17 protein-coding genes are annotated in these 21,037 nt (G+C 43.5%); 14 read left to right on the forward strand and 3 right to left on the reverse strand.

Annotated features, from left to right (window positions below; translation table 11 throughout):
* The first annotated feature begins 5 nt into the window (after nucleotides 1-5).
* The 12 genes from infB (at nucleotide 6) to AB5627_RS01365 (ending at nucleotide 13,596) form a co-directional block, all read left to right on the forward strand.
* Nucleotides 6-2,558 (forward strand): translation initiation factor IF-2, encoded by a 2,553-nt coding sequence (infB, locus tag AB5627_RS01310; protein WP_022287257.1) that lies wholly within the window; start codon nucleotides 6-8, stop codon nucleotides 2,556-2,558.
* A gap of 65 nt (nucleotides 2,559-2,623) precedes the next feature.
* Nucleotides 2,624-3,004, forward strand: a complete 381-nt coding sequence (rbfA, locus tag AB5627_RS01315) for a 30S ribosome-binding factor RbfA (protein ID WP_038670210.1) — start codon at nucleotides 2,624-2,626, stop codon at nucleotides 3,002-3,004.
* Nucleotides 3,005-3,022: 18 nt separating this feature from the next.
* Nucleotides 3,023-3,970 carry a bifunctional oligoribonuclease/PAP phosphatase NrnA gene (locus AB5627_RS01320; protein ID WP_022287259.1) on the forward strand — a complete coding sequence of 316 codons (948 nt, stop codon included), beginning with the start codon at nucleotides 3,023-3,025 and terminating at the stop codon, nucleotides 3,968-3,970.
* On the forward strand, nucleotides 3,970-4,884 hold the full coding sequence (gene truB, locus AB5627_RS01325) for a tRNA pseudouridine(55) synthase TruB (protein WP_022287260.1): 915 nt from the start codon (nucleotides 3,970-3,972) through the stop codon (nucleotides 4,882-4,884). The genes AB5627_RS01320 and truB overlap by 1 nt, the downstream gene beginning before the upstream one ends.
* A 26-nt stretch (nucleotides 4,885-4,910) precedes the next feature.
* On the forward strand, nucleotides 4,911-5,840 hold the full coding sequence (gene ribF, locus AB5627_RS01330) for a riboflavin biosynthesis protein RibF (RefSeq protein WP_022287261.1): 930 nt from the start codon (nucleotides 4,911-4,913) through the stop codon (nucleotides 5,838-5,840).
* Complete coding sequence (locus tag AB5627_RS01335) at nucleotides 5,837-6,376, forward strand: transposase (RefSeq protein WP_022287262.1); 540 nt, start codon at nucleotides 5,837-5,839, stop codon at nucleotides 6,374-6,376. Before ribF ends, AB5627_RS01335 begins: the two co-directional genes overlap by 4 nt.
* Before the next feature lie 27 nt (nucleotides 6,377-6,403).
* Nucleotides 6,404-7,852 carry a glutamate--tRNA ligase gene (gltX, locus tag AB5627_RS01340; protein ID WP_022287263.1) on the forward strand — a complete coding sequence of 483 codons (1,449 nt, stop codon included), beginning with the start codon at nucleotides 6,404-6,406 and terminating at the stop codon, nucleotides 7,850-7,852.
* Between the two features lie 282 nt (nucleotides 7,853-8,134).
* The gene (locus AB5627_RS01345) at nucleotides 8,135-9,112 is read left to right on the forward strand and encodes an ABC transporter ATP-binding protein (RefSeq protein ID WP_022287264.1); all 978 of its coding nucleotides are present in this window, start codon (nucleotides 8,135-8,137) and stop codon (nucleotides 9,110-9,112) included.
* Nucleotides 9,112-9,816: an ABC transporter permease gene (locus AB5627_RS01350; protein WP_022287265.1), complete on the forward strand. Its 705-nt coding sequence runs from the start codon at nucleotides 9,112-9,114 to the stop codon at nucleotides 9,814-9,816. Before AB5627_RS01345 ends, AB5627_RS01350 begins: the two co-directional genes overlap by 1 nt.
* Before the next feature lie 15 nt (nucleotides 9,817-9,831).
* The gene (locus AB5627_RS01355; RefSeq protein WP_118053476.1) at nucleotides 9,832-11,556 is read left to right on the forward strand and encodes a GldG family protein; all 1,725 of its coding nucleotides are present in this window, start codon (nucleotides 9,832-9,834) and stop codon (nucleotides 11,554-11,556) included.
* Nucleotides 11,557-11,575: 19 nt separating this feature from the next.
* Entirely contained in the window at nucleotides 11,576-13,081 is a 1,506-nt protein-coding gene (locus AB5627_RS01360) for a DUF4340 domain-containing protein (protein WP_195246949.1), read from the forward strand.
* A 233-nt stretch (nucleotides 13,082-13,314) separates the two neighbouring features.
* Nucleotides 13,315-13,596 (forward strand): hypothetical protein, encoded by a 282-nt coding sequence (locus tag AB5627_RS01365; protein ID WP_038670225.1) that lies wholly within the window; start codon nucleotides 13,315-13,317, stop codon nucleotides 13,594-13,596.
* 64 nt (nucleotides 13,597-13,660) lie between these two features.
* Here AB5627_RS01365 and AB5627_RS01370 read toward each other — a convergent pair whose 3' ends face one another.
* Both AB5627_RS01370 and AB5627_RS01375 read right to left on the reverse strand, forming a co-directional pair.
* Nucleotides 13,661-14,221 (reverse strand): hypothetical protein, encoded by a 561-nt coding sequence (locus tag AB5627_RS01370; protein ID WP_195246945.1) that lies wholly within the window; start codon nucleotides 14,219-14,221, stop codon nucleotides 13,661-13,663.
* A 16-nt stretch (nucleotides 14,222-14,237) separates the two neighbouring features.
* Nucleotides 14,238-15,263 carry a hypothetical protein gene (locus AB5627_RS01375; RefSeq protein WP_368369626.1) on the reverse strand — a complete coding sequence of 342 codons (1,026 nt, stop codon included), beginning with the start codon at nucleotides 15,261-15,263 and terminating at the stop codon, nucleotides 14,238-14,240.
* Between the two features lie 344 nt (nucleotides 15,264-15,607).
* Between AB5627_RS01375 and AB5627_RS01380 the strand changes: the two genes are divergently transcribed.
* Entirely contained in the window at nucleotides 15,608-18,016 is a 2,409-nt protein-coding gene (locus tag AB5627_RS01380; protein ID WP_022287201.1) for a glycosyl hydrolase family 65 protein, read from the forward strand.
* A gap of 196 nt (nucleotides 18,017-18,212) precedes the next feature.
* The gene (locus tag AB5627_RS01385; protein ID WP_022287202.1) at nucleotides 18,213-18,737 is read left to right on the forward strand and encodes a hypothetical protein; all 525 of its coding nucleotides are present in this window, start codon (nucleotides 18,213-18,215) and stop codon (nucleotides 18,735-18,737) included.
* A gap of 247 nt (nucleotides 18,738-18,984) precedes the next feature.
* Here AB5627_RS01385 and AB5627_RS01390 read toward each other — a convergent pair whose 3' ends face one another.
* A complete protein-coding gene (locus tag AB5627_RS01390) occupies nucleotides 18,985-20,295 on the reverse strand; it encodes an SGNH/GDSL hydrolase family protein (protein ID WP_287286887.1) in 1,311 nt (436 codons plus the stop codon).
* Nucleotides 20,296-21,037 lie beyond the last annotated feature (742 nt).

Below are 21,037 nucleotides of genomic sequence, written 5' to 3' on the forward strand. Positions count from 1 at the left end.
AGCCTATGAGTATGAAAACAACTAAATATAAGCTTAGCGATATGGCTAAGGATCTGAAAGTTACAAATAACGACCTTATCGAGTGTCTTGGCAAGCTCGGCGGAGAGCCAAAGAAAACACAGTCAGTGCTTACCCCTGAGGAGATCTCTTATGTTCTGGAGTATTATACACAGAACAATCAGGTGGACAGCTTTGATGCTTTCTATGCAAATAACGTAAAGCCTGTCAAGGAAGAAAAGAAGGCAGATAAGAAGCCTGTAAAGGCTGAGAAAAAGGAGAAAAAGGCTGAAAAGAAGCCTGAGCCTAAGCCGACTCCAAAGGCAGAAGCAAAGCCTGAGCCTAAGCCGGCTCCAAAGGCGGAAGCAAAGCCTGAGCCTAAGGCAGAGCCAAAGGTGGAAAAGAAGCCGGAGGTCAAGGTCGAAACAAAACAGCCTGCACCTGAACAGAAGAAAAAGCAGCCAGCTCCACAGAAACCTGCAAAGAAGAAAGAGCATGGCGTTCGTCAGCAGCTTGGCGGTTTTTCTGATAAGAAAGAAGCTTCAGGCGGATATACTATCTCTGAGGATAACGATTCGTTCGGCACACAGAGAACTATCGACACAAGAGGAAGCTATATAGAGCTTGATAAGTATAACGAGAAGTATGATAACCTTGCAAACTCAAAGCAGAACAAGAGCAAGGATAACTTCACAAAGAAGCAGAAGCTCACTCAGAAATCTCAGCAGAGAAAGAAACAGCAGTTCTCACATAAGAAGGAAACTGAGAGCGAAAAGCTCCGCAGACTGGAGCTTGAAAGAGCAAGAAAGCAGCAGCTCAAGGTCATGATACCTGACGAGATCGTTGTTTCAGAGCTTGCAAGCAGACTTAAAGTAACAGCTACCGAGGTCATCAAAAAGCTTATGGGTCTTGGCGTAATGGCTTCTATCAATGAGGTGGTCGACTTTGATACCGCCGCACTTGTTGCAGAAGAGTTTGGCGCAAAGGTTGAAAAGGAAGTACACGTTACAATAGAAGAAAGACTTATCGAAACTGACGAAGATCCAGAGGAGAGCCTGCAGGAAAGATGCCCTGTCGTTGTCGTTATGGGTCACGTTGACCATGGTAAGACATCTATCCTCGACAGAATAAGAAACGCTCACGTTACTGACACTGAGGCAGGCGGTATCACACAGCATATCGGTGCATATCAGGTGGAGTATCAAGGCAAGAAGATAACGTTCCTGGATACTCCGGGTCATGAAGCTTTCACAGCCATGAGAGCAAGAGGTGCGAACGTTACAGATATCGCTATCCTCGTTGTTGCCGCTGATGACGGTATCATGCCGCAGACTATCGAGTCTATCAACCACGCAAAGGCAGCAGGCGTTTCAATAATCGTTGCTATCAATAAAATGGATAAAGAAGGCGCAGATCCTGACAGAGTTAAGCAGCAGCTCACAGAGCAGTCCCTCGTTGTCGAGGAATGGGGCGGCGACGTTATCGCAGTGCCTGTTTCCGCAAAGACCGGTATGGGTATCGACGAGCTTCTTGAAAACATTCTCCTCGTTGCAGAGGTCAAGGAGCTTAAAGCTAACCCTGACAGACTTGCAAGAGGTACTGTTGTCGAGGCCAGACTTGATAAGGGTAAAGGCCCTGTTGCTACACTTCTCGTTCAGAACGGTACTTTGAAGTCAGGCGACGTTATAATCGCAGGCACTTCTGTCGGACGTATAAGAACGATGACAAACGATAAGGGCAGAAGCATTAAGGAAGCCGGCCCGTCAACACCTGTTGAGATAACAGGTCTGGGCGAAGTTCCAAGTGCAGGTGACGTTTTCAACGCAGTTGCAGACGAAAAGCTTGCAAGAGAGCTTGTTGAGCAGAGAAAGCATGAAGCTAAGGAAGAACTGTTCCAGCAGCATCAGAAGGTAACTCTCGACAATCTGTTCAGCCAGATAGCTGAGGGAGAAATGAAAGAGCTTCCTATCATCGTCAAGGCTGACGTTCAAGGCTCAGTTGAAGCCGTTAAGCAGTCACTTGAAAAGCTTTCAAATGACGAGGTCAGAGTTAAGGTCATCCACGGCGGCGTAGGCGCTGTATCTGAAAGCGACGTTATGCTCGCAAACGCTTCAAACGCTATCATCGTTGGATTTAACGTTCGTCCTGACCCTGTTGCAAAGCAGAATGCAGAGCAGAGCGGCGTTGATATCAGACTTTACAGAATAATCTATGATGCAATAGAAGAAATAACAGACGCTATGAAGGGTATGCTTGCTCCTAAGTACAGAGAGGTGGAAACAGCCCGTATCGAAGTAAGACAGGTCTACAAGATATCCAATGTTGGTACTGTAGCAGGTTCTTACGTTCTTGACGGTAAGGTGGGCAGAAATAACGAGATAAGAGTCGTAAGAGACGGTATCGTTATCGCCGAGGATAAGATGTCAAGCCTTAAGAGATTTAAGGACGACGCCAAGGAAGTTGCCGCAGGCTTTGAGTGCGGTATCACTCTTGAAAAGTTCACCGATATCAAGGAGGGCGACATTTTCGAGGCGTTCTATATGGAAGAATACAGAGATTGATAATGATGCTTACGGGACGGACAGCCGCCCCGTAAGAGCATATTTAAGCAGGAGATAAAGATATTATGGCAGGTTACAGAGCAGGACGTATGTCCGAAGATATAAGAAGAATAATATCGGGCAAAATGAGAGACCTTAAAGACCCAAGGATACACGGAGGAGATATGCTCACTATCGTCCGCTGCGACGTGGCAGGCGACGGCTCATTCTGTAAAGTGTATGTTTCAAGCTTTGAGGGCTATGAAAAGGCAAAGGAAGCCGTTAAAGGCTTTGAGTCGGCAACAGGATTTCTCAAAAGAGAAATATCAAACGTGCTGAAGCTGAAAAAATGCCCTGAGCTTAAATTTATCGCAGATAATTCTATCGAGCATTCAGCAAAGATAAACAAGCTTCTTAAAGAAGTTCTGCCCGAAGAAGAAAAAGAAGAGAAAGACGGCGAAGAGTAATAGAGGAGAAAGGATATTATGACATTTCAGGATATTCTTAAAATATTTGAAGAAAACGACAATTTTCTTATTTTAACTCATAAAAGTCCCGACGGCGATACGCTTGGTTCAGGCTTTGCCCTGTGCGCTTTTCTGAGAGATATGGGGAAAAAGGCTAACGTTGTAAATTCCGACAGCTTTCCCGAAAGATATGATCTTATCTATGAGAGCTATTACCCTCAGGAATTTGATGTGAAGTACGTTATCGCAGTGGATATCGCAGACACAAATCTTCTTGGCAGCAACCTTTCAAAGTATGCCGAGGAGGGTGCGATCGACCTTTGCATCGACCACCACATCTCAAACAAGTATTTTGCAAAGCAGTCATATGTAGAAGCAGACGCTTCTGCCGCAGCACTTATAATGTATAAGATATTCAAAGCTTCAGGCAGAAATATATCACGTCAGATAGCGAGATGCCTTTATACAGGCATTGCAACGGATACAGGCTGCTTCAAGTATGAAAACACAACTCCGCAGGCTCACATCGCCTGTGCAGAGCTTATGTCATATGGCATAGATTTTGCTTATATCAATAGAAAAATGTTTGATGTAAAAAGCAAGGGCAGACTTATGGTGGAGCAGTCCGTTACAGCGAATATGGAGTATTACTGCGGTGGCAAATGCTCTATGATAGTGCTTACAAAAGAGCTTATGGAGAAAAGTGGCGTTGACGCTGCCGAGTTCGAGGGACTTGCTTCTATACCATTGTCCGTTGAGGGCGTGAAAATAGGCATAACAGTTAAGCAAAGACACGAGAACGTCTTTAAAATATCAGTAAGAAGCGACGATGAGATAGACGCTTCTGCATTCTGCCGTGAGTTTGGCGGCGGAGGACACATAAGAGCCGCAGGCTGTGAGATAACAGGAAGCCTTGAAGAAGTCAAGGCTAAGCTTCTCAAGCAAGCGGAAAAGGTCTTGGGCTGATGAGCTTGGATAACAGCAATGATAATATCTGCGGCATTTTGCCTGTAAAAAAGCCCGAGGGCTGGACTTCTTTTGACGTTATCGCAAAGCTCAGAGGCGTTCTAAGGATAAAAAGATTGGGTCATTCAGGGACCCTTGACCCTATGGCAACAGGCGTTCTGCCTGTTTTCGTTGGCAGAGCCACAAAAGCCTGCGATATTATCCCCGACAGACGAAAGGTCTATACTGCAGGCTTTCAGCTTGGGGTAAGCACAGATACCTTAGACAGCACAGGAAAGACGTTAAAAACAAGCGATAAGGCAGTTACCAGAGCCGACCTTGAATGTGCAAAAAGCAGTTTTGCAGGCGATATCATGCAGGTGCCGCCTATGTATTCTGCAATAAAAGTGAACGGCAAAAAGCTCTATGAGCTTGCAAGAGCAGGCAAAGAAATAGAGCGTGAGCCGAGAGCTGTCCATATCGACAGCATTGATATAATAGAATATGACGAAGCTTCACGCAGGGGCGTAATGAAAGTTGATTGCGAAAAAGGTACTTATATACGCTCCGTTATCAGCGACATAGGTGAAAAGCTTGGCTGTGGCGGAATGATGACTTCTCTTGAGCGTTCCTATTCAGGGGGCGTTGATATAAAAGATTGTTATACCATAGAGGAGATAGCCGAAATTTGTGAGCAGGATAAGCTGTCACAAATGCTTATCCCACTTGACAGAGCCTTTGTAAGCTATGAAAAAACCACCCTTGGGCAGTGGGAAACAAAGCTTTATAGAAACGGAGTAAAGCTCAGACCTGAGCAGACAGGGATAAAAGATCTGTCAGAGGACAAGCTCTACCGTGTCTACGGCAGTGATAACAGCTTCCTCGGTATCGGCGCTTTTCATGAGGGCAGTTTCAGAAGCTTCAAAAATTTCTGATAATTTGTTTTATTCGGAGGGATATTTTGACGGATATAACAAACAGCGGGTTTATCCCCGAAAAAAGGACAGTTTGCGCTCTTGGACTTTTTGACGGAGTCCACAGAGGACATCAGCTCATAATAACAACGGCTGTGAAAAAGGCTCAGAGCCTTGACGGACATTCGGCAGTTTTCTGTTTTAAGACCGACACAGTGACCTCAAAAGGTCATGACGGCAGGATAGAAATGCTTATGAGCGACGAGGAAAAGCATAAAAAAATGGCAGAGCTTGGGGTCGAAGTGCTTTTCTCACCTGATTTTGCAGAGTTCAAAGGTATGTCACCGGAGGATTTTGTGAAAAAGGTGCTGAAAGAAAGGCTCAATTGCAGCGGCGCAGTGTGCGGAAACGATTTTACATTCGGCAAAGGCGCACAGGGCAAGGCTGTTGACCTTAAAAGGCTCGGTGAAAAATATGATATAGATGTGGAAATAGTAAGTCCACTGCTCATGGGCGGTGAGGTCATAAGTTCCACTGAGATAAGACGATGCGTCCGTGAGGGCGAGATAGCCAAAGCAAATGAAATGCTGGGTTATCATTTTGGATTCTGCCTTGAAGTGGAACACGGCTTTCAACGTGGCAGAACGTGGGATTTCCCCACGATAAATCAGCAGATACCAAAGGGCAGGGTAATGCCGAAATTCGGCGTTTATTGCTCCGCTGTTGAAATAGACGGAAATAAGTATGCAGGCGTGACAAATATAGGCGTAAAGCCTACCGTCCATGTTGAAACAGCTCCCCTTGCAGAAACCTTCATCATGGATTATCATGGGGATCTTTACGGCAGAAAGCTAAAACTTGAACTGCATGAATTTCTCCGCCCCGAAAAAATGTTTGACAGCTTTGACAGCCTCCGTGAGGAGATAGCAAAAAACAAAGAGCAGGCGGTCAGATATTTTGAGGAAAATAAAATATGACAAGTGAAGATTTGCCAAGACGAAAGAAAATACGTCTTGAGGGTTATGATTATTCTGCGAACGGCTTGTATTTTGTGACGATATGTGTTACTAAAAAATACCAAGTCCTGTGGGAGAATGTAGGGGCGAACAGTGTTCGCCCGCTGACTGCAAATGAAATTCTGCACCCAAAACTTTCTGTTACAGGAAAACTTGTAAAGAGAAAACTCACAGAGATATCTGAGCACTATCCCGACGTTTTTGTAGAGATGTCTTGTATCATGCCTGACCATGTGCATATTATAATCAAAATTGAAAAACAGCCGAAAAACGGGCGAACACTGTTCGCCCCTACAAGTGAAACACCGACACTTTCAAGGGTCATAAAACATTTCAAAGAGGCTGTCACAAAAGAACTAGGTTATTCCATATGGCAAAAATCTTTTTATGATACGATAATCAAAAACAGAAAGCAACACGCAGAAATAAGGCAGTATATTGCAAATAATCCTGCGAAATATGTAAAAATTGCATTTGATGAGCAGGATATGAAATAAGACTCTAATTTTGAAAGGAAGATATAAATGAACAAGGTAAGAACAAGATTTGCACCTTCACCAACAGGTTATATGCACATAGGTAACCTGAGAACAGCACTCTTTACCTATCTTATTGCAAAGCAGAACGGAGGAGACTTTATTCTCCGTATCGAGGATACAGACCAGGAGCGTTATGTTGACGGTGCTGTTGAGGTCATCTATAAAACACTTAAAGACGTTGGTCTTAATTGGGACGAAGGCCCTGATATCGGCGGACCTGTAGGTCCGTATATCCAGTCACAGAGAATGGGTATGTTTAAGAAATATGCCGAGGAACTCGTTGAAAAGGGCGAGGCTTATTATTGCTTCTGCGACAAGGAAAGACTTGAGGAAGTAAGAGCCATTCAGGAAGCAAGCGGTATCGCTCCAATGTATGACAGACATTGCCGTAACCTCTCGCCTGAAGAGATAAAGGAAAAGCTTGACGCAGGTGTTCCTTATGTTATCAGACAGAAAATACCTACAGAGGGCGAAGTTACTTTCCATGACGAGCTTTACGGCGATATCACTGTTGACTGCTCTACCCTCGACGACCAGATACTTATAAAGACAGACGGTATGCCTACCTATAACTTTGCAAACGTCGTTGACGACCACCTTATGGGTATCACCCACGTTGTAAGAGGTAACGAGTACCTTGCTTCTGCACCTAAGTATAACCTGCTCTATAAGGCTTTTGGCTGGGAGATACCAACCTATATCCATGTTGAGCATATCATGAAAGATAAACAGCATAAGCTTTCAAAGAGAGACGGCGACGCTTCCTATGAGGATCTTATGAAAAAGGGCTATCTTAAAGAAGCTGTTATAAACTATATCGCTCTGCTTGGCTGGGCGCCAAAGGGCGAGAACGAGATATTCTCACTTGAAGAGCTTGTTAAGGAATTCGATATCCACGGACTTTCTAAGTCCCCTGCTATCTTCGACCCTGCTAAGCTTAAAGCTATCAACGGCAAGTATATAAAGGCTATGACCCCTGAGAAGTTTGCTGAGTATGCTATCCCTTATATCAAGCAGTCCGTTCATAGAGAGGACGTTGACCTTAACGAGATCGCAAAGCTCTTGCAGGCAAGAACAGAGCTTTTCACAGAGATACCTGAAATGGTAGACTTTATCGACGCTCTCCCTGAGTATGATATAGCTCTCTATACACATAAGAAGATGAAAACGAATCCTGAAAATTCTCTGGAATCTCTCAAAGAAGTTCTCCCTGTTCTCGAGGGCGTTGAGGACTGGACAGAGGAAAATATCCATGACGCACTCTTTGACCTTATCGGCAAGCTTGGCGTAAAGAACGGTATCGTTCTGTGGCCTCTTAGAGTTGCAGTTTCAGGTAAGGCGTTCACTCCGGGCGGCGGTGTTGAGATATCATATCTCATCGGCAAGGAGGATACTCTTGCAAGAATAAGAAAGGGCATTGAGAAGCTGTCATAATAAAAACTACGAAAATGTTGAACAAGTGTAGGGGCGAAATAATTTCCAAACAAGTGGGATGTCGGATCTCTGCAAAGCAGAAATTGCACCGCTCCCCTACAAATTACATAGATACATCGCTTTTAGACAGATAAATAATTCAACAGCGGAGCATTTTGAGTATTTGCTACTTTAAATTTACTTAAAATGCTCTGTATTTCGTACAGCTATCACTCCCCTGTCACATAAGTATTATAAAATTGTAAAGACTTATGAATGCTTTTCCTAAGAGGAGGAAATAAAATGATAGAGGTTATAAACCTTACCAAGAGATACGGCGACAAAAAAGCTGTCGATAATATCTCTTTTAAAGCGGAGGACGGCGAAGTTCTCGGCTTCCTCGGTCCTAACGGAGCGGGAAAATCCACCACCATGAATATCCTTACAGGCTACATATCCTGTACAGACGGCAAAGCCCTTATAGACGGCGTAGACATCCTTGAAGACCCTATCAAGGCTAAAAAGCAGATAGGCTATCTCCCTGAGCTTCCGCCCCTTTATATGGATATGACCGTAAAAGAATATCTCTATTTTGTCTATGACCTTAAAAAGTGTAAGCTTCCAAAGGTGTCGCATCTTAAAGATATATGCGGACTTGTAAAGATAGACCATGTTTATAACAGAATAATCAAGAACCTGTCAAAAGGTTATAGACAGAGAGTAGGTCTTGCTCAGGCTCTTATCGGCAACCCAAAGGTTCTTATCTTGGACGAGCCTACAGTAGGTCTTGACCCTAAGCAGATAATCGAGATAAGAACTCTTATAAGAAAGCTCGGCAAAAATCATACCGTTATCCTTTCTTCTCATATCCTTTCTGAGGTGCAGGCTGTCTGCGATAAGATAATCGTCATCAACGAGGGCAAGGTCGTCGCAAACGATACAGAGGAACACCTCTCACAGAAGCTCTCAGGCGAGCATAAGCTCACTGCAAAGATACAGGGCGATAAGGATAAGATCGTCAGAGCAATGCAGGGCATAAAGGGCGTTGAAAAAGTCATCTGCGACGCAAGCCATAAAGACGGCGTGAACGATATAAGAATAGAGGCAAAAGAGGGCGTGGATATCAGACGTGACGTCTTTGAAACAGTTGTTAAAAACGGCTGGTATATGCTTGAACTTAAGACCTCTGAGCTTTCACTTGAAGATATATTCCTCAAGCTCACAATGGGCGAGGCTTTGCCTGCCCTTGAAAATACTTCCGATAAGGAGGGAAATGACTAATGGGCGCAATATTCAGACGAGAGGTAAGAAGCTATTTTACCTCACCTATCGGTTATATTTTCCTTGCGGCATTCTATGCCTATTCAGGCGTAATGTTTGCAAACTACAGCCTTGAAAGCGGCTATACAAGACTTGATTCCGTTTTCAGTGCGCTTCTTATAATCATAATAGTGCTTATACCTGTCCTCACCATGAGGACCATATCCGAGGAAAAGCGAACAAAAACAGACCAGTGTCTGCTCACCGCCCCTGTGGGACTTGGCAGCATAGTTGTAGGTAAATTCCTTGCCGCTTTCCTTATCTATATCATAGCTATCGCTATCACAGGCGTTTTTGCAGTTGTCGTATCCGCTTTCGGTACGCCTGACTGGAACGTCGTTGTGGGCAATATCGTCGCTCTGGCACTTGTCGGCGGCGCTTATATCGCTATCGGTATCTTCTGCTCATCTTTCACAGAAAACCAGATAGTTGCCGCAGTAATAAGCTTTATCGCACTTATCTTCGTGTCGTTCCTGTCAACTATAGGCAATCTTCTGCCTTTTGAATGGCTCACAACAGTGTGCGAAAAGGTGTCATTCGGCGAGAGATATTATTCATTCACCTATGGACTTTTTGATTTTTCTAACGTTGTGTTCTTTCTGAGTGCAATAGTGGCATTTCTTTTCCTCACGGTGAGAGTGCTTGAAAAACGCCGCTGGGGCTAAAGGAGGGCTGTTTAAATGGAAGAGAATAATAACGAAAAGATCTCTGTATCAGGAGCAGACCTGCTTAAAGACGTTGTAGCAGACGAAAAGGCAGCAAAGACCGCTCCAAAGGATACAGAAAAGGATAAAAAAGATAAAGACAAAAAGAAAGATAAAAAAGAGAAAAAGACAAAGGACGGCAAAAAGTTCAATGCCAAAAAGCTCAAGCATGGAACAATGGCAACAGTGTTCACCTGCGTTTTTGTCGCTCTGCTTGTCCTGGTGAATGTTGTCACAACAATGCTTTTTGACAGATATCCTATCACTATCGACCTGACTACAAATAAGATATATTCAGTTTCAAACGATACAGAGGATTATGTAAAGAAAGTGAACGTAGACGTTCAGGTAACTATCTTCGCAGACGAGAATACTTATACAAATTACAGCTCTTATAATAAGCAGGCTGTTGAGCTTTTGAAAAACTATTGTAAGCTCAATCACCATATCACATATCGTTTCGTTGATATCGACTCACACCCTGAGATCGTTAAGGAGTATACCGATACTATTAGCCAGTTCGATATGATATTTGAAACAAAAACAAAGGTTGACGGCAAAGAGATAAGCCGAACAAGAAAGCTCGGTATGCTCGACCTCCTTACATTCACAGACGAGTTCGAGCAGAAGCTTTCACAGTCAGGCTACAGCATAGATACCCTTGCCCAGCAGGCAGGCGGCGACCTTTCATTCCTGTCCTATTACGGCAGCTATGTTGAGTCCTCAAACGCAGAGCAGGCTTTCACTTCTGCACTTATGACAGTAACAGACCCTAACCCTGTCTATGTTTCTATCCTCACAGGCAGAAGCGAGCTTACACAGCTCACATATTTCCAGACGCTTCTTACAGCTAACGGCTATAACGTGAACACAGTGGATATAACCTCCGAGGATATCCCTGCCGATACAGACGTTGTGGTTATCCCTGCTCCTAAGACTGACTATCTGGCGGAGGATATCAAAAAGGTCAGCGACTTCCTCAATAATGACGGAAATCTTGGCAAACAGCTCCTCTATATCGCTTCTTATGGTCAGGAGGACACACCGAATCTTGATGAGTTCCTGTCAGAGTATGGACTTTCTGTCGGCAAGGGCGTTATCTGCGAAAGCGATTCAGGCAAGTATTATAACTCGCCTTGCGTAACAGTTGCGTCAGATGTGTCTGATAACTTCACTCAGGACGTTTCTACAGAGAACCCAGCTATCCTTTCAGCACTCTGCCGTCCTGTAAACACACTCTTTGACGAGCAGGATATGGTGTCTACAGACGCCTACCTCAAGTCCTCAGATTCTGCCTATACCGCAAATGTTGATATATCACAGACCACAGGTCAGGTGAATATAGGCGACGCTCTGGTAAAGGGTCAGCAGAATTATATGGCTGTCGGCTCAAAGGCAAAATTTACAGACGATAACAAAACTCTCTATAGCAATGTTATCGCAGTAGGTTCAGAGGGTATGCTGTCTGATACCTACTTGCAGTATTCACAGTATCAGAACAGCGAGTATTTCATAAGCGTTATAAACGGCCTTACCGGAAAGACCGCAGGTATCACTATCACACCAAAAACTATCACAGGCAATGTTTTCGATATCACTCAGCAGCAGAAAACAGTTCTTAAATGGACATTCTGCCTTGGCGTACCTGTTGTAGTTCTTATAGTGGGTATCGTTATCTGGGCAAGAAGAAAGAATAAGTAAAACACAGAGGTAATCACAAATGAATGGTAAATTGCAGGGTATCATTATCTGCGGAGTCACAGCCGCTTGTCTGGTGGGAGTAATGGCGTTTCTCAACTCCACCTCAGGCAAATCAGACGCAGACTCCAGCTCATCGTCAACAGCGGCAGTTTCAAGTCAGGACGAGAGCGTTGTTATCCTTACAAAGTCAAGCGACGATATAACAAGCGTAAAGGTTTCAAACGAACATGGCGAGTATTCCGTTAATAAGTCCGAGTCAGGTAAATCCACATGGAGCATACCTGAGCTTGGCACTCTCAATGCAAATGCCACCGCAGAAGCTTCCATGATATCGAATCTTGACGGCTTCAAGGCGAAAAAGCTCGTTGAAGAAAACGTTGAGGATATGTCAAAATACGGTCTTGATAAGCCCACAGCAGATCTCACAGTTGAATACAGCGACGGCACTGCCACTACCCTTCATGTAGGCTCTGTTTCACCAAGCAACGAAAGATACAGCTATGTGAGCCTTGACGATGAAAAGACCGTCTATATGGTAATGGGAACAAAGCTTTCATACTATACAGATCCAGTGACCGCATATGCGAACCTTACTTTGCTCACAAAGCCGGCTGACGACGATTGGCCTGACTATGGCAAGGAAACAGTTACAAGAAAAGATCTGGACTATGAAATGGCGTTTGAAAATAACCCGAACGAGATAGAGGGACTTTCAGGTCAGGTAATGACAGAGCCTATCTTCTCATACCTGAACATCACAAATTCTTCAGCAACTACCCATGGTATGTGGGGACTTACAGCACAGAGCTGTGAGGTCATCGCACCTGATGAAACTGCAATGAAGGAGCATGGACTTTCCGACCCGTTCGCAACAGTAAGACTCTCGGGAGACGGCTATGACTATACCCTTAAAATAGGCGACCCTGTCTATGCAACAGCAGGCGACAGCAGTGAAACAACAGATACAGTGTCTGCATATTATTGCTACTTTGAGGGCGTAAAGGGCGTTGACGCTATATACCTCGTTTCAGCCGATAACCTCCCATGGGCAACGATCAAAGCAGAGGACGTTATCACAAGCCTTATGACTTCAAACTACCTTGTTGACCTTAAGAACGTTGAGGTAGTATATAACGGCAAAAAGACAGTCTATGAGGTGGAAAGCTCAGGCGCAAGCACGGATACAGATTCTGACGGCAAAACTACTGCACAGGTAACAAAGGTCACAACAGACGGCAAGGAGCTTGACGTTGACAACTTTAAGACCTTCTATCAGTATCTTATGGGTTGCCCGACAAATGAGATATACTTCACAGACCCTGAGGGCGAAAGCTATCTGACTGTAACATTCGACCGCAAGGACGGCAAAAAGGACGTTATGGAGATTTATAAGGATTCTTCAAGACGTTCTGTAGTCAAGCTAAATGGTGAAACCTCATTCAGAATACAGTCAACTTGGGTAGATACGTTCGTTGCAAATATGGACAGACTTCTTAAAGGCGAGGCTGTGGACGATAACTATTAAAACGCATACCCCATGCTAAGCATATGATCTGACGGGCGAACAGCGTTCGCCCCTACGGTCATGTTTCGACAGCTTTCACAAAGAATAAGTGATACAATATGTATCCCACATAAAGTGAGGCTGAAAACCTGCGCAAAAAAGTTGTCAAAAGCTCTTTTAATTATGTGAAAAGTATGGTATAATAAAATAGTAAACAAAAAGAGAAATATATTATGAGAAAGGCGGAGAGATAAATGGCAGAAGAAAAGAAAGCTTTTTTCACCTATAAGGGCGTTCCTCTGGTGAGAAAAGGGAATAATATCTATTTTGGAAATATGTATGACGAGTTCGTAGTCATGATAGAAATACTTTCTACAGAAAAGGTCGGCGGTATCGACGTTGCAAATAAGGTAAGAATAAGAAAAGTTGCAACAGACAGCACACTGCCTCCGAATAAGCAGATCGTTAAGGTAGCAGAAAAATCAAGCCTTTATGAAGCACTTGATTTTGCCTGCGCATGGCTCAAGGTATCATAAAAACATAATAGAAACGACCGGCGTGTATCACGAAGATACACGCCGGTTTTGTATGTGTTGTTTGCTATTCAACATTAGGTCTTGTTATAAGGGGCATTATTTCATCTATCATTTCCTTTGGCAAATTGTAATCCTGAAATTCGCCTGCATCATCTTTTATGCTAAAATTGCATATTTTACTTTCAGAGTGCATACCGTCTGAGGTGTCCCACGAATACTGTGAAACATCGATAACACAAATGCTCTCATACGCATCACTTGATTCATCCTTTTCGAGAGAGATTCCATAAGCGTCTGCGCCACCGTATTCTAAGCCGTCAATGTAAGGATAATCCTTGCATACCGATTTAGCATTCTCTATCCACGCAGTTATCTTTTCGATAGTGTCCTTGTCTGTTATCTCATATGGTTCTTCTCCATACCAGTGATGAATATAATATGCCGAAATTTCAGCATTTTCATCAACCTTTGATGATGAATTTGTGGTAGTTGTCATTGTTGTAGAAGCTGTTGTCACAACTGTACTGCTGTCATTGACCTTGCTTTTGTCATCATTGTCTGTTTTCTGCGAGCATGAGCAAAGAAGCAGTGAGAGCGCTAAAACCAAATAAACTGTCTTTTTCATATTTTGTCACCTACCCTTAAATGTAAACACAGTCGTCCTGATATGTGTAATGAATCCGTATATCATTTTTTCCATACCCATCGTTAACAATAAAATATTTATCAACTAATTTATTATTATTATCGAAGCATTGAACAATGCCATATGTTAGTACCCAATGATTTTTATCATTTTTTCCGCCATAATTCGGATGCTTTATAATAAGTAATATGGTTGGAGAATTTGACGTGAGTATCCTGTAAAAACAAAATCCCCATGAATCACCGCCATAGTAAGCATCAGGCGATGAAGTAAAACTACATATTTTATCCTTTTTTGCGTTACTAAGTCCATTTATTATTCCATTTCGGCTTGTTTCTCTCGGAATATAATTGTTAAGGGTGTTGAAAAGACTTCTGGGATTATTAGAATAAGAATCACTCAAACAATTGTTGTCTTTGTAGTCATCAATATAGCATAAGTTGATAACAGCTGCTAACGCCCCACATTGATTAGATGTGTTGTAGTTTAGTTTTCTAGGTGTTCCAGATACTTTTGAAACTGCTGTGCGAAATCCTGAATTAGCCCTGGAAGCACTTGAACTCATAAAATTAGTTGATGAAAGTTTTATGCTCTCATTAGTAAAACTCTCGGTAACTTCGTTGAATTGCTCGTCTGTTAAAATCTCACCTGTTCGCAAATTTTTGTAATCAGTGCTTGTTTTAGTCAAGTATTCAAGTGGACCAGCATAATATAAATCGCCTTGTAAGTCGCTATATGGAGATGATGATGTAGGACTATACTCTATTGTATTTCCTGACAAATCATATATCACATATCCCGACTCCATTTCAGCGCAGAAAGCAATGGTTACTTCATCTGCTCCATGTAAGTTGTGAATTTTAACCACTTGTCCCATGTTTTCAGCGCTGGTTAAATCTGAAACAGAAGTTGGTAATGTAAGAACCTCCTGGTTATCAAGAGCAAACGTTGCGATTGAACTTTGTGAGAAAATCACAACACAAGCAGAAACCATAGCTAAAACTCTTCCTTTAATGTTCATAATGGTAAACCTCCTATAATTTATTATATACACAATATACCATATTTTCGACACTGCTGTCAATATCCAATATATATAAATAATTATCAGTTATTAGTGCGTTTTGGACAATGACAAAAAGCATGACGATTTTCAAACGTTTAAGTTTCAAAAGTCTACAATCCCGAAAAAGTTTTTTGAAAATACGCCCATTTTTTTGGCTTTACCCCCTTGTAAAGCTATCGGAAGTATGCTAAAATAATATAAGCGTTATGAATAATGACGGGATCTATGAGGGAAACGTTTACGCTATTTTGGTGAAACGTTTACAACTTTAAAATATTGAAAAGGAGCGTATAAAAAATATGCAGTATGGTTATTTTGACCTTGAACACAAGGAATACGTCATCACAAGACCTGACACACCTGCACCTTGGGCTAACTATCTCGGCTCACCAGAGTACGGTGCTATCGTATCCAACAACGGCGGCGGATACAGCTTTGTAAAGAGCGGTGCTAACGGAAGAATAATCCGTTACCGTTTCAACTCAAATATCGGTCTCCCTGGCAGATATATCTACATCAGAGATAACGACGCCAAGGATTATTGGTCATGCACATGGCAGCCTGTAGGCAAGCCTCTCGATCAGTATAAGACAGAGTGCCACCATGGTACAGCTTATACAACTATCAAGTCTGACTATGCAGATATCCACTCTGAGCTTACATATTATGTTCCTCTGAACAAAACATATGAGGTATGGAGAACTAAGATCACAAATAACTCTGACAGATACAGAAACCTTTCAACATTCGGCTTTGTAGAGTTCACAAATGAGAACAACTACGAGCAGGATCAGGTAAACCTCCAGTATACACTGTTCATCACAAGAACAAGCTTTGAGGGCAACAAGATCGTTCAGCACATCAATGAGAACAGCGGTAAGGACGAGAACGGCTCTAACTGGAGAGAAAGATTTTTCGGCGTAGTTGGCGCTCCTGTTTCCGCTTATAACGGTAATCTGGACAGCTTTATCGGCTCTTACAGAACATACGGCAACCCTGTTGCAGTTGAAAGAGGCTTCTGCGATAACAAGCTCAACTATAACTCAAACGCTTGCGGTGCTCTCCAGTCTGACATTATCCTTGCTCCTGGCGAAACAAAGGAGATAATCTATGTTGTTGGTCAGAAGAATCCAAAGGTAGCAGACGAGATACTCGCTGCATATAACGAGCCTGGCAAGGTAGACGCTGAGGTAAAGGAGCTTATCGCTTACTGGCATGGTCAGCTTAATAACTTCCAGATCGAAACTCCTTCTGACGAGTTCAATAACATGGTAAACGTATGGAACGCTTATCAGTGCTTCATCACATTTATCTGGTCAAGAGCTGCGTCATTCATCTATTGCGGTCTGAGAAACGGCTATGGCTATAGAGATACAGTTCAGGATATCCAGGGTATTATCCATATCAATCCTGAGCTTGCTGCTGAAAAGATCAGATTTATGATCTCTGCACAGGTAGATAACGGCGGCGGACTTCCACTTGTTAAGTTCGACCACAAGGCAGGCCATGAAACTTGCCCGGACGAGAACGATGAGAACTCTATCTACGCTAAGGAAACAGGCCACCCATGCTATAGAGCAGACGACGCTCTCTGGCTCTTCCCAACAGTTAATAAGTATATCGGCGAGAGCGGAAACAAGGCGTTCCTCGATGAAGTTATCGTATACGCAAACGGCGGCGAAGATACAGTTTACGAGCATCTTAAGAGAGCTATCAACTTCTCAATGGAAAGACTTGGCGCTCATACAATGCCAGCAGGTCTTTATGCTGACTGGAACGACTGCCTCAGACTTGGTAAGAAGGGCGAGTCAACATTCGTTGCATTCCAGCTCTACTATGCAATGAGCATCATCAAGGGCTATGCTCTTGACAGAGGCGATAATGAGTACGCTGCTTATATCGACAAGGTACAGCCTGAACTCGGCAAGAGCCTTGAAGCTTGCTGGGACGAGGATAGATTTATCAGAGGCTACAGAGAGAACGGCGAGATCGTTGGCGCTAAGAAGGATCCAGAGGCTTCAATGTGGCTCAACCCACAGTCTTGGTCAGTTATCTCAGGCTTCGCATCTGAGAAGCAGGCTGAAACTGCTATGGAAAAGGTACACGAGATACTCAATACTCCATTTGGCGTAAAGATCATGGAGCCACCTTATGTAGATCATTACTTTGACGGTGCACTTATGCACATCTTTAACCCTGATACAAAGGAGAACGGTGGTATCTTCTCACAGACACAGGGCTGGGCTATCCTTGCAGAGTCACTTCTCGGTCATGGTGACAGAGCATTCGAGTACTTCCTCGAGTCCTCACCTGCTAACATGAACGATAAGGCAGAAGTAAGAATACTTGAGCCATACGTTCACGGTCAGTTTACAGAGTCAACACGTTCACCATATGCAGGACGTTCACACGTTCATTGGCTGACAGGTACAGGCTCAACAGTAATGGTAGGCTGCGTAGAGGGTATCTGCGGTATGAGACCAAACGCAGAGGGACTTGTAATAAGCCCATCTATCCCACACACATGGGACGGCTTCAAGATCGAAAAGAACTTCCGTGGCAAGCACCTTTCTATCGACATTCAGAACCCAGACCACGTTCAGAGCGGCGTAAAGTCTATGACAGTCAACGGCGAAGCAGTTGAAGGCAACTTCGTATGCGAGTGCAAGATGACAGAGCAGACAAACATCGTTGTTGTTCTTGGATAATTGCTTTAATGCTTAAAACAATATAAAACTATCGGCAGCAGACGCTATCATGTGCCTGCTGCCGATTTTTTTGACGATTTTTAATAATATTTAGATTTATTTAGTAAATTGTACAAAACATAAACAAGTAATATGTTAAAATTGTCAATTGTGGTAATTATCCAATTCGAGTATAATTATTACAGGAGGCGATATTATGAACAAAACGAAATATAAAATATTATTTATTTTCACCTTGTCAGGAATAGCTGTAATGACAGCCTGCGGAAATACCACAGAAAGCAGTGCCGCCCCAACGCCTGCAAACAGCTCTGTTGTGCTCGGTGAAAGCACTGAACAAAGTGAAGCTTCGGTGGACAATGATAGTATCACAGAACTTGATTTCAGCAATATAAATGGCTTTGGTGTGTCCGCCGAGTATGGCGATCCATATGCAAAGGGGAAAAACTGGGATATAACAGATGAAACGGCTATAACAGAATTTCGCCAGCTCCTCAACGAAAGTTTAAGCTATGCGGTCGATGAAAATACAGCAAAAAATGGAATGCTTTCAAAGGGTACTGCTCAGTGGAAAGTATCAGACGGTAAAGAATATAGCATAATTGTCAGACAAACAACGGCAGATGCGTATAACGTAAAGATAAATAAGTGTTACTATAACGTGCCTGAAGATCTGATAAATAAGCTTTCGGATATTATCACAGAACAAAAAGAAAACTAATATGCAAAAAAACTCCCGACAGTCGGAAAACCTGTCGGGAGAAGTCTTATTAAGGGGATCAATAAGTTATCGCTGTTTTTGTTTCTTTCAGCATATTTATTATATCATATCTATTTTCGTTTTTGTTAAGCTGGCTGCTTAGTTTTCACTAAATATTTTGTGTCCTATTTAATTCATATAACATAAATGAAAACAAAACTTCGGCGGATACGAACTCTCGTATCCGCCAAAATATTATTATAGATCCTTATGAAATAAGCCAGTTAAGTATCTGGAAGTTAGGCTTTGCGTCATCAACGACAGTTACCTCAACAGTGTGAGTAGCCACCTCGTCAGATGAGTATATCTGCTGTGCCTTAGCGTAGTTGCCCCAGCCGCTTGTGAAGTCAGCGTTGATAGTCGCAACGTCCTCGCCATCGACCTTTACCGCAGCCACGCCGGACTTGCCGTCAACTGTCATGTAGTATATCATACCAATGTTCTTTGCAGTTATCTCAAACTTGATAGTGCCGCCTGTTGTCGTTCCCCAACCGTCTGTGAACTTCTGGAATGTTGTAACATCTGTGAATGTTCCCTCATCAGTTGTCTTTACAATGTCCTCTGTCTGACGGCTTCCGATAGTAGCGTCAGCGAATACATCGCCCGTCGGTGCAACAGTGCTTGTGTCAAATGCCTTTGCTTCCTTGTCAACGCTGTCAATATTGTCCTTTATGTTGCCAACGAATTTTGTGAGCAGTGAAGCCATTATAACGTGTCCGTCATCATTAGGGTGAACGTTGTCAGGTGAAATGTCAGCCCATGTGAAGTTGCCAGCCTCTATCTCAGGCATAACAGCGTCATGATAAGATATCATAGGAATGTTGTAAGCCTGCGCTACCTTGAAATGTGCAGCCTGTGGAGATGTACCCCCCTCAGTTGAAGGCTCAAGTATCATAACTGCAGGATTGTTGTCCTGCTCAAGACACATTCTTACAAGGCTGTCCATGCAGGACTCATAAAATTCATCATCAGCGTCATTGATAAACTCGATAACGATAATGTCAGGCTTAGCCTCCAAAGCGTCACGCTGTGCCCTGTGAACACCTATGTATGAGTCAGTTGCACCGATACCGGCATTAGTAACATCAACATAGAAGCTTATGTTTTCCTCCCACCAGCTCTTGAACTGGTTTACATACTGATTAGTTGAGGAGTTAGCACCCGAACCTGCCGTGATAGAATCGCCGATGAAACAGATCTTTGTTGTCTCCTTAGGATTTTGCAGAGCGTAGTCGAGCTTAGCCGCAAGACGGGAAGTGTCGCCCTCGTTGATAACGCTTCTGGCGATCATGTTCTCAGTAGCACCATTTTTAACATCTATCTTTTCCGTAGATGCAGGGTATTCAGCAAGAAGCTTGTCTGAAACACTTTCGGTATCAGCCGCACTTGAATCGGAAGCCTGAGAGTTTGCCGCAGCGGAGTTTGAGTCAGCAGCAGAAGAGCTGTTTGAATCACCGCAGCTTGTGAGAGCAGCACTTGTCATGCAAAGAGCAAGAGCCGCCGCAAGGAATTTCTTCATAGTAATAAGGTCCTTTCTTATCTTGATTTTGCCAAATGGCTGTATATATTAACAAATATATTATACAACAAAAAGCAAATTAATGCAATAGGTATAAAACGATTACATTTGAATAAATCAGGGGCGAGGCTAAGTGAGGAGCGGAGTTAAATGAGGAGTGAAGTTAAGTGAGGAGTGAGGAGTGAGGAATGACAGTGCCGCACAAAGTAGAGTACCCAACACCGAGCGAAGCGAGCAAAAGGTCCAGGGACACGTCCCTGGTCAGGGTCAAGGGGTGAAACCCATTGTGGGGTCTAGGGGCAAAGCCCCTAGCGGAGTATGAGGCAGAGCCTCATTCGGCGTAAGCCGACAAGGTGCAGATTGTAGTATCAAAAGCAGATAGAAATAGGATATCAGATGAAAGTGATATCGGAGAATTAAATCTGCACCGTCTTTCTAGCCCTAAGCGCAATGTAGATACGCAAAGAGCGGAGCGATTTTGCGGCGGCAGGAACTTGCCCGAATGAGATGTAGGGGAGAACATTGTTCGCCTGTGCTTGGAGTTTGCTGTAAATTCAGGATTGTAGGGGACGACGCCCTCGGCGTCCCGCTCGAAGGAGTGAGGTTTGTATTTTTTTCACAAGCCATGCAGGGGGACAAAGGCTGTCGAGGGGTCGGGACGTCGAGGGCGCCGTCCCCTACAAATGCGTTGTGTGGTTATTCGGGGGTGTTGTGAAAAAACACAAATGGTGACGTGCGAGAA

This window comes from Ruminococcus sp. RTP21198st1_G1_RTP21198_201120 (genome assembly GCF_040924265.1).
Classification (GTDB): domain Bacteria; phylum Bacillota; class Clostridia; order Oscillospirales; family Ruminococcaceae; genus Hominimerdicola; species Hominimerdicola aceti.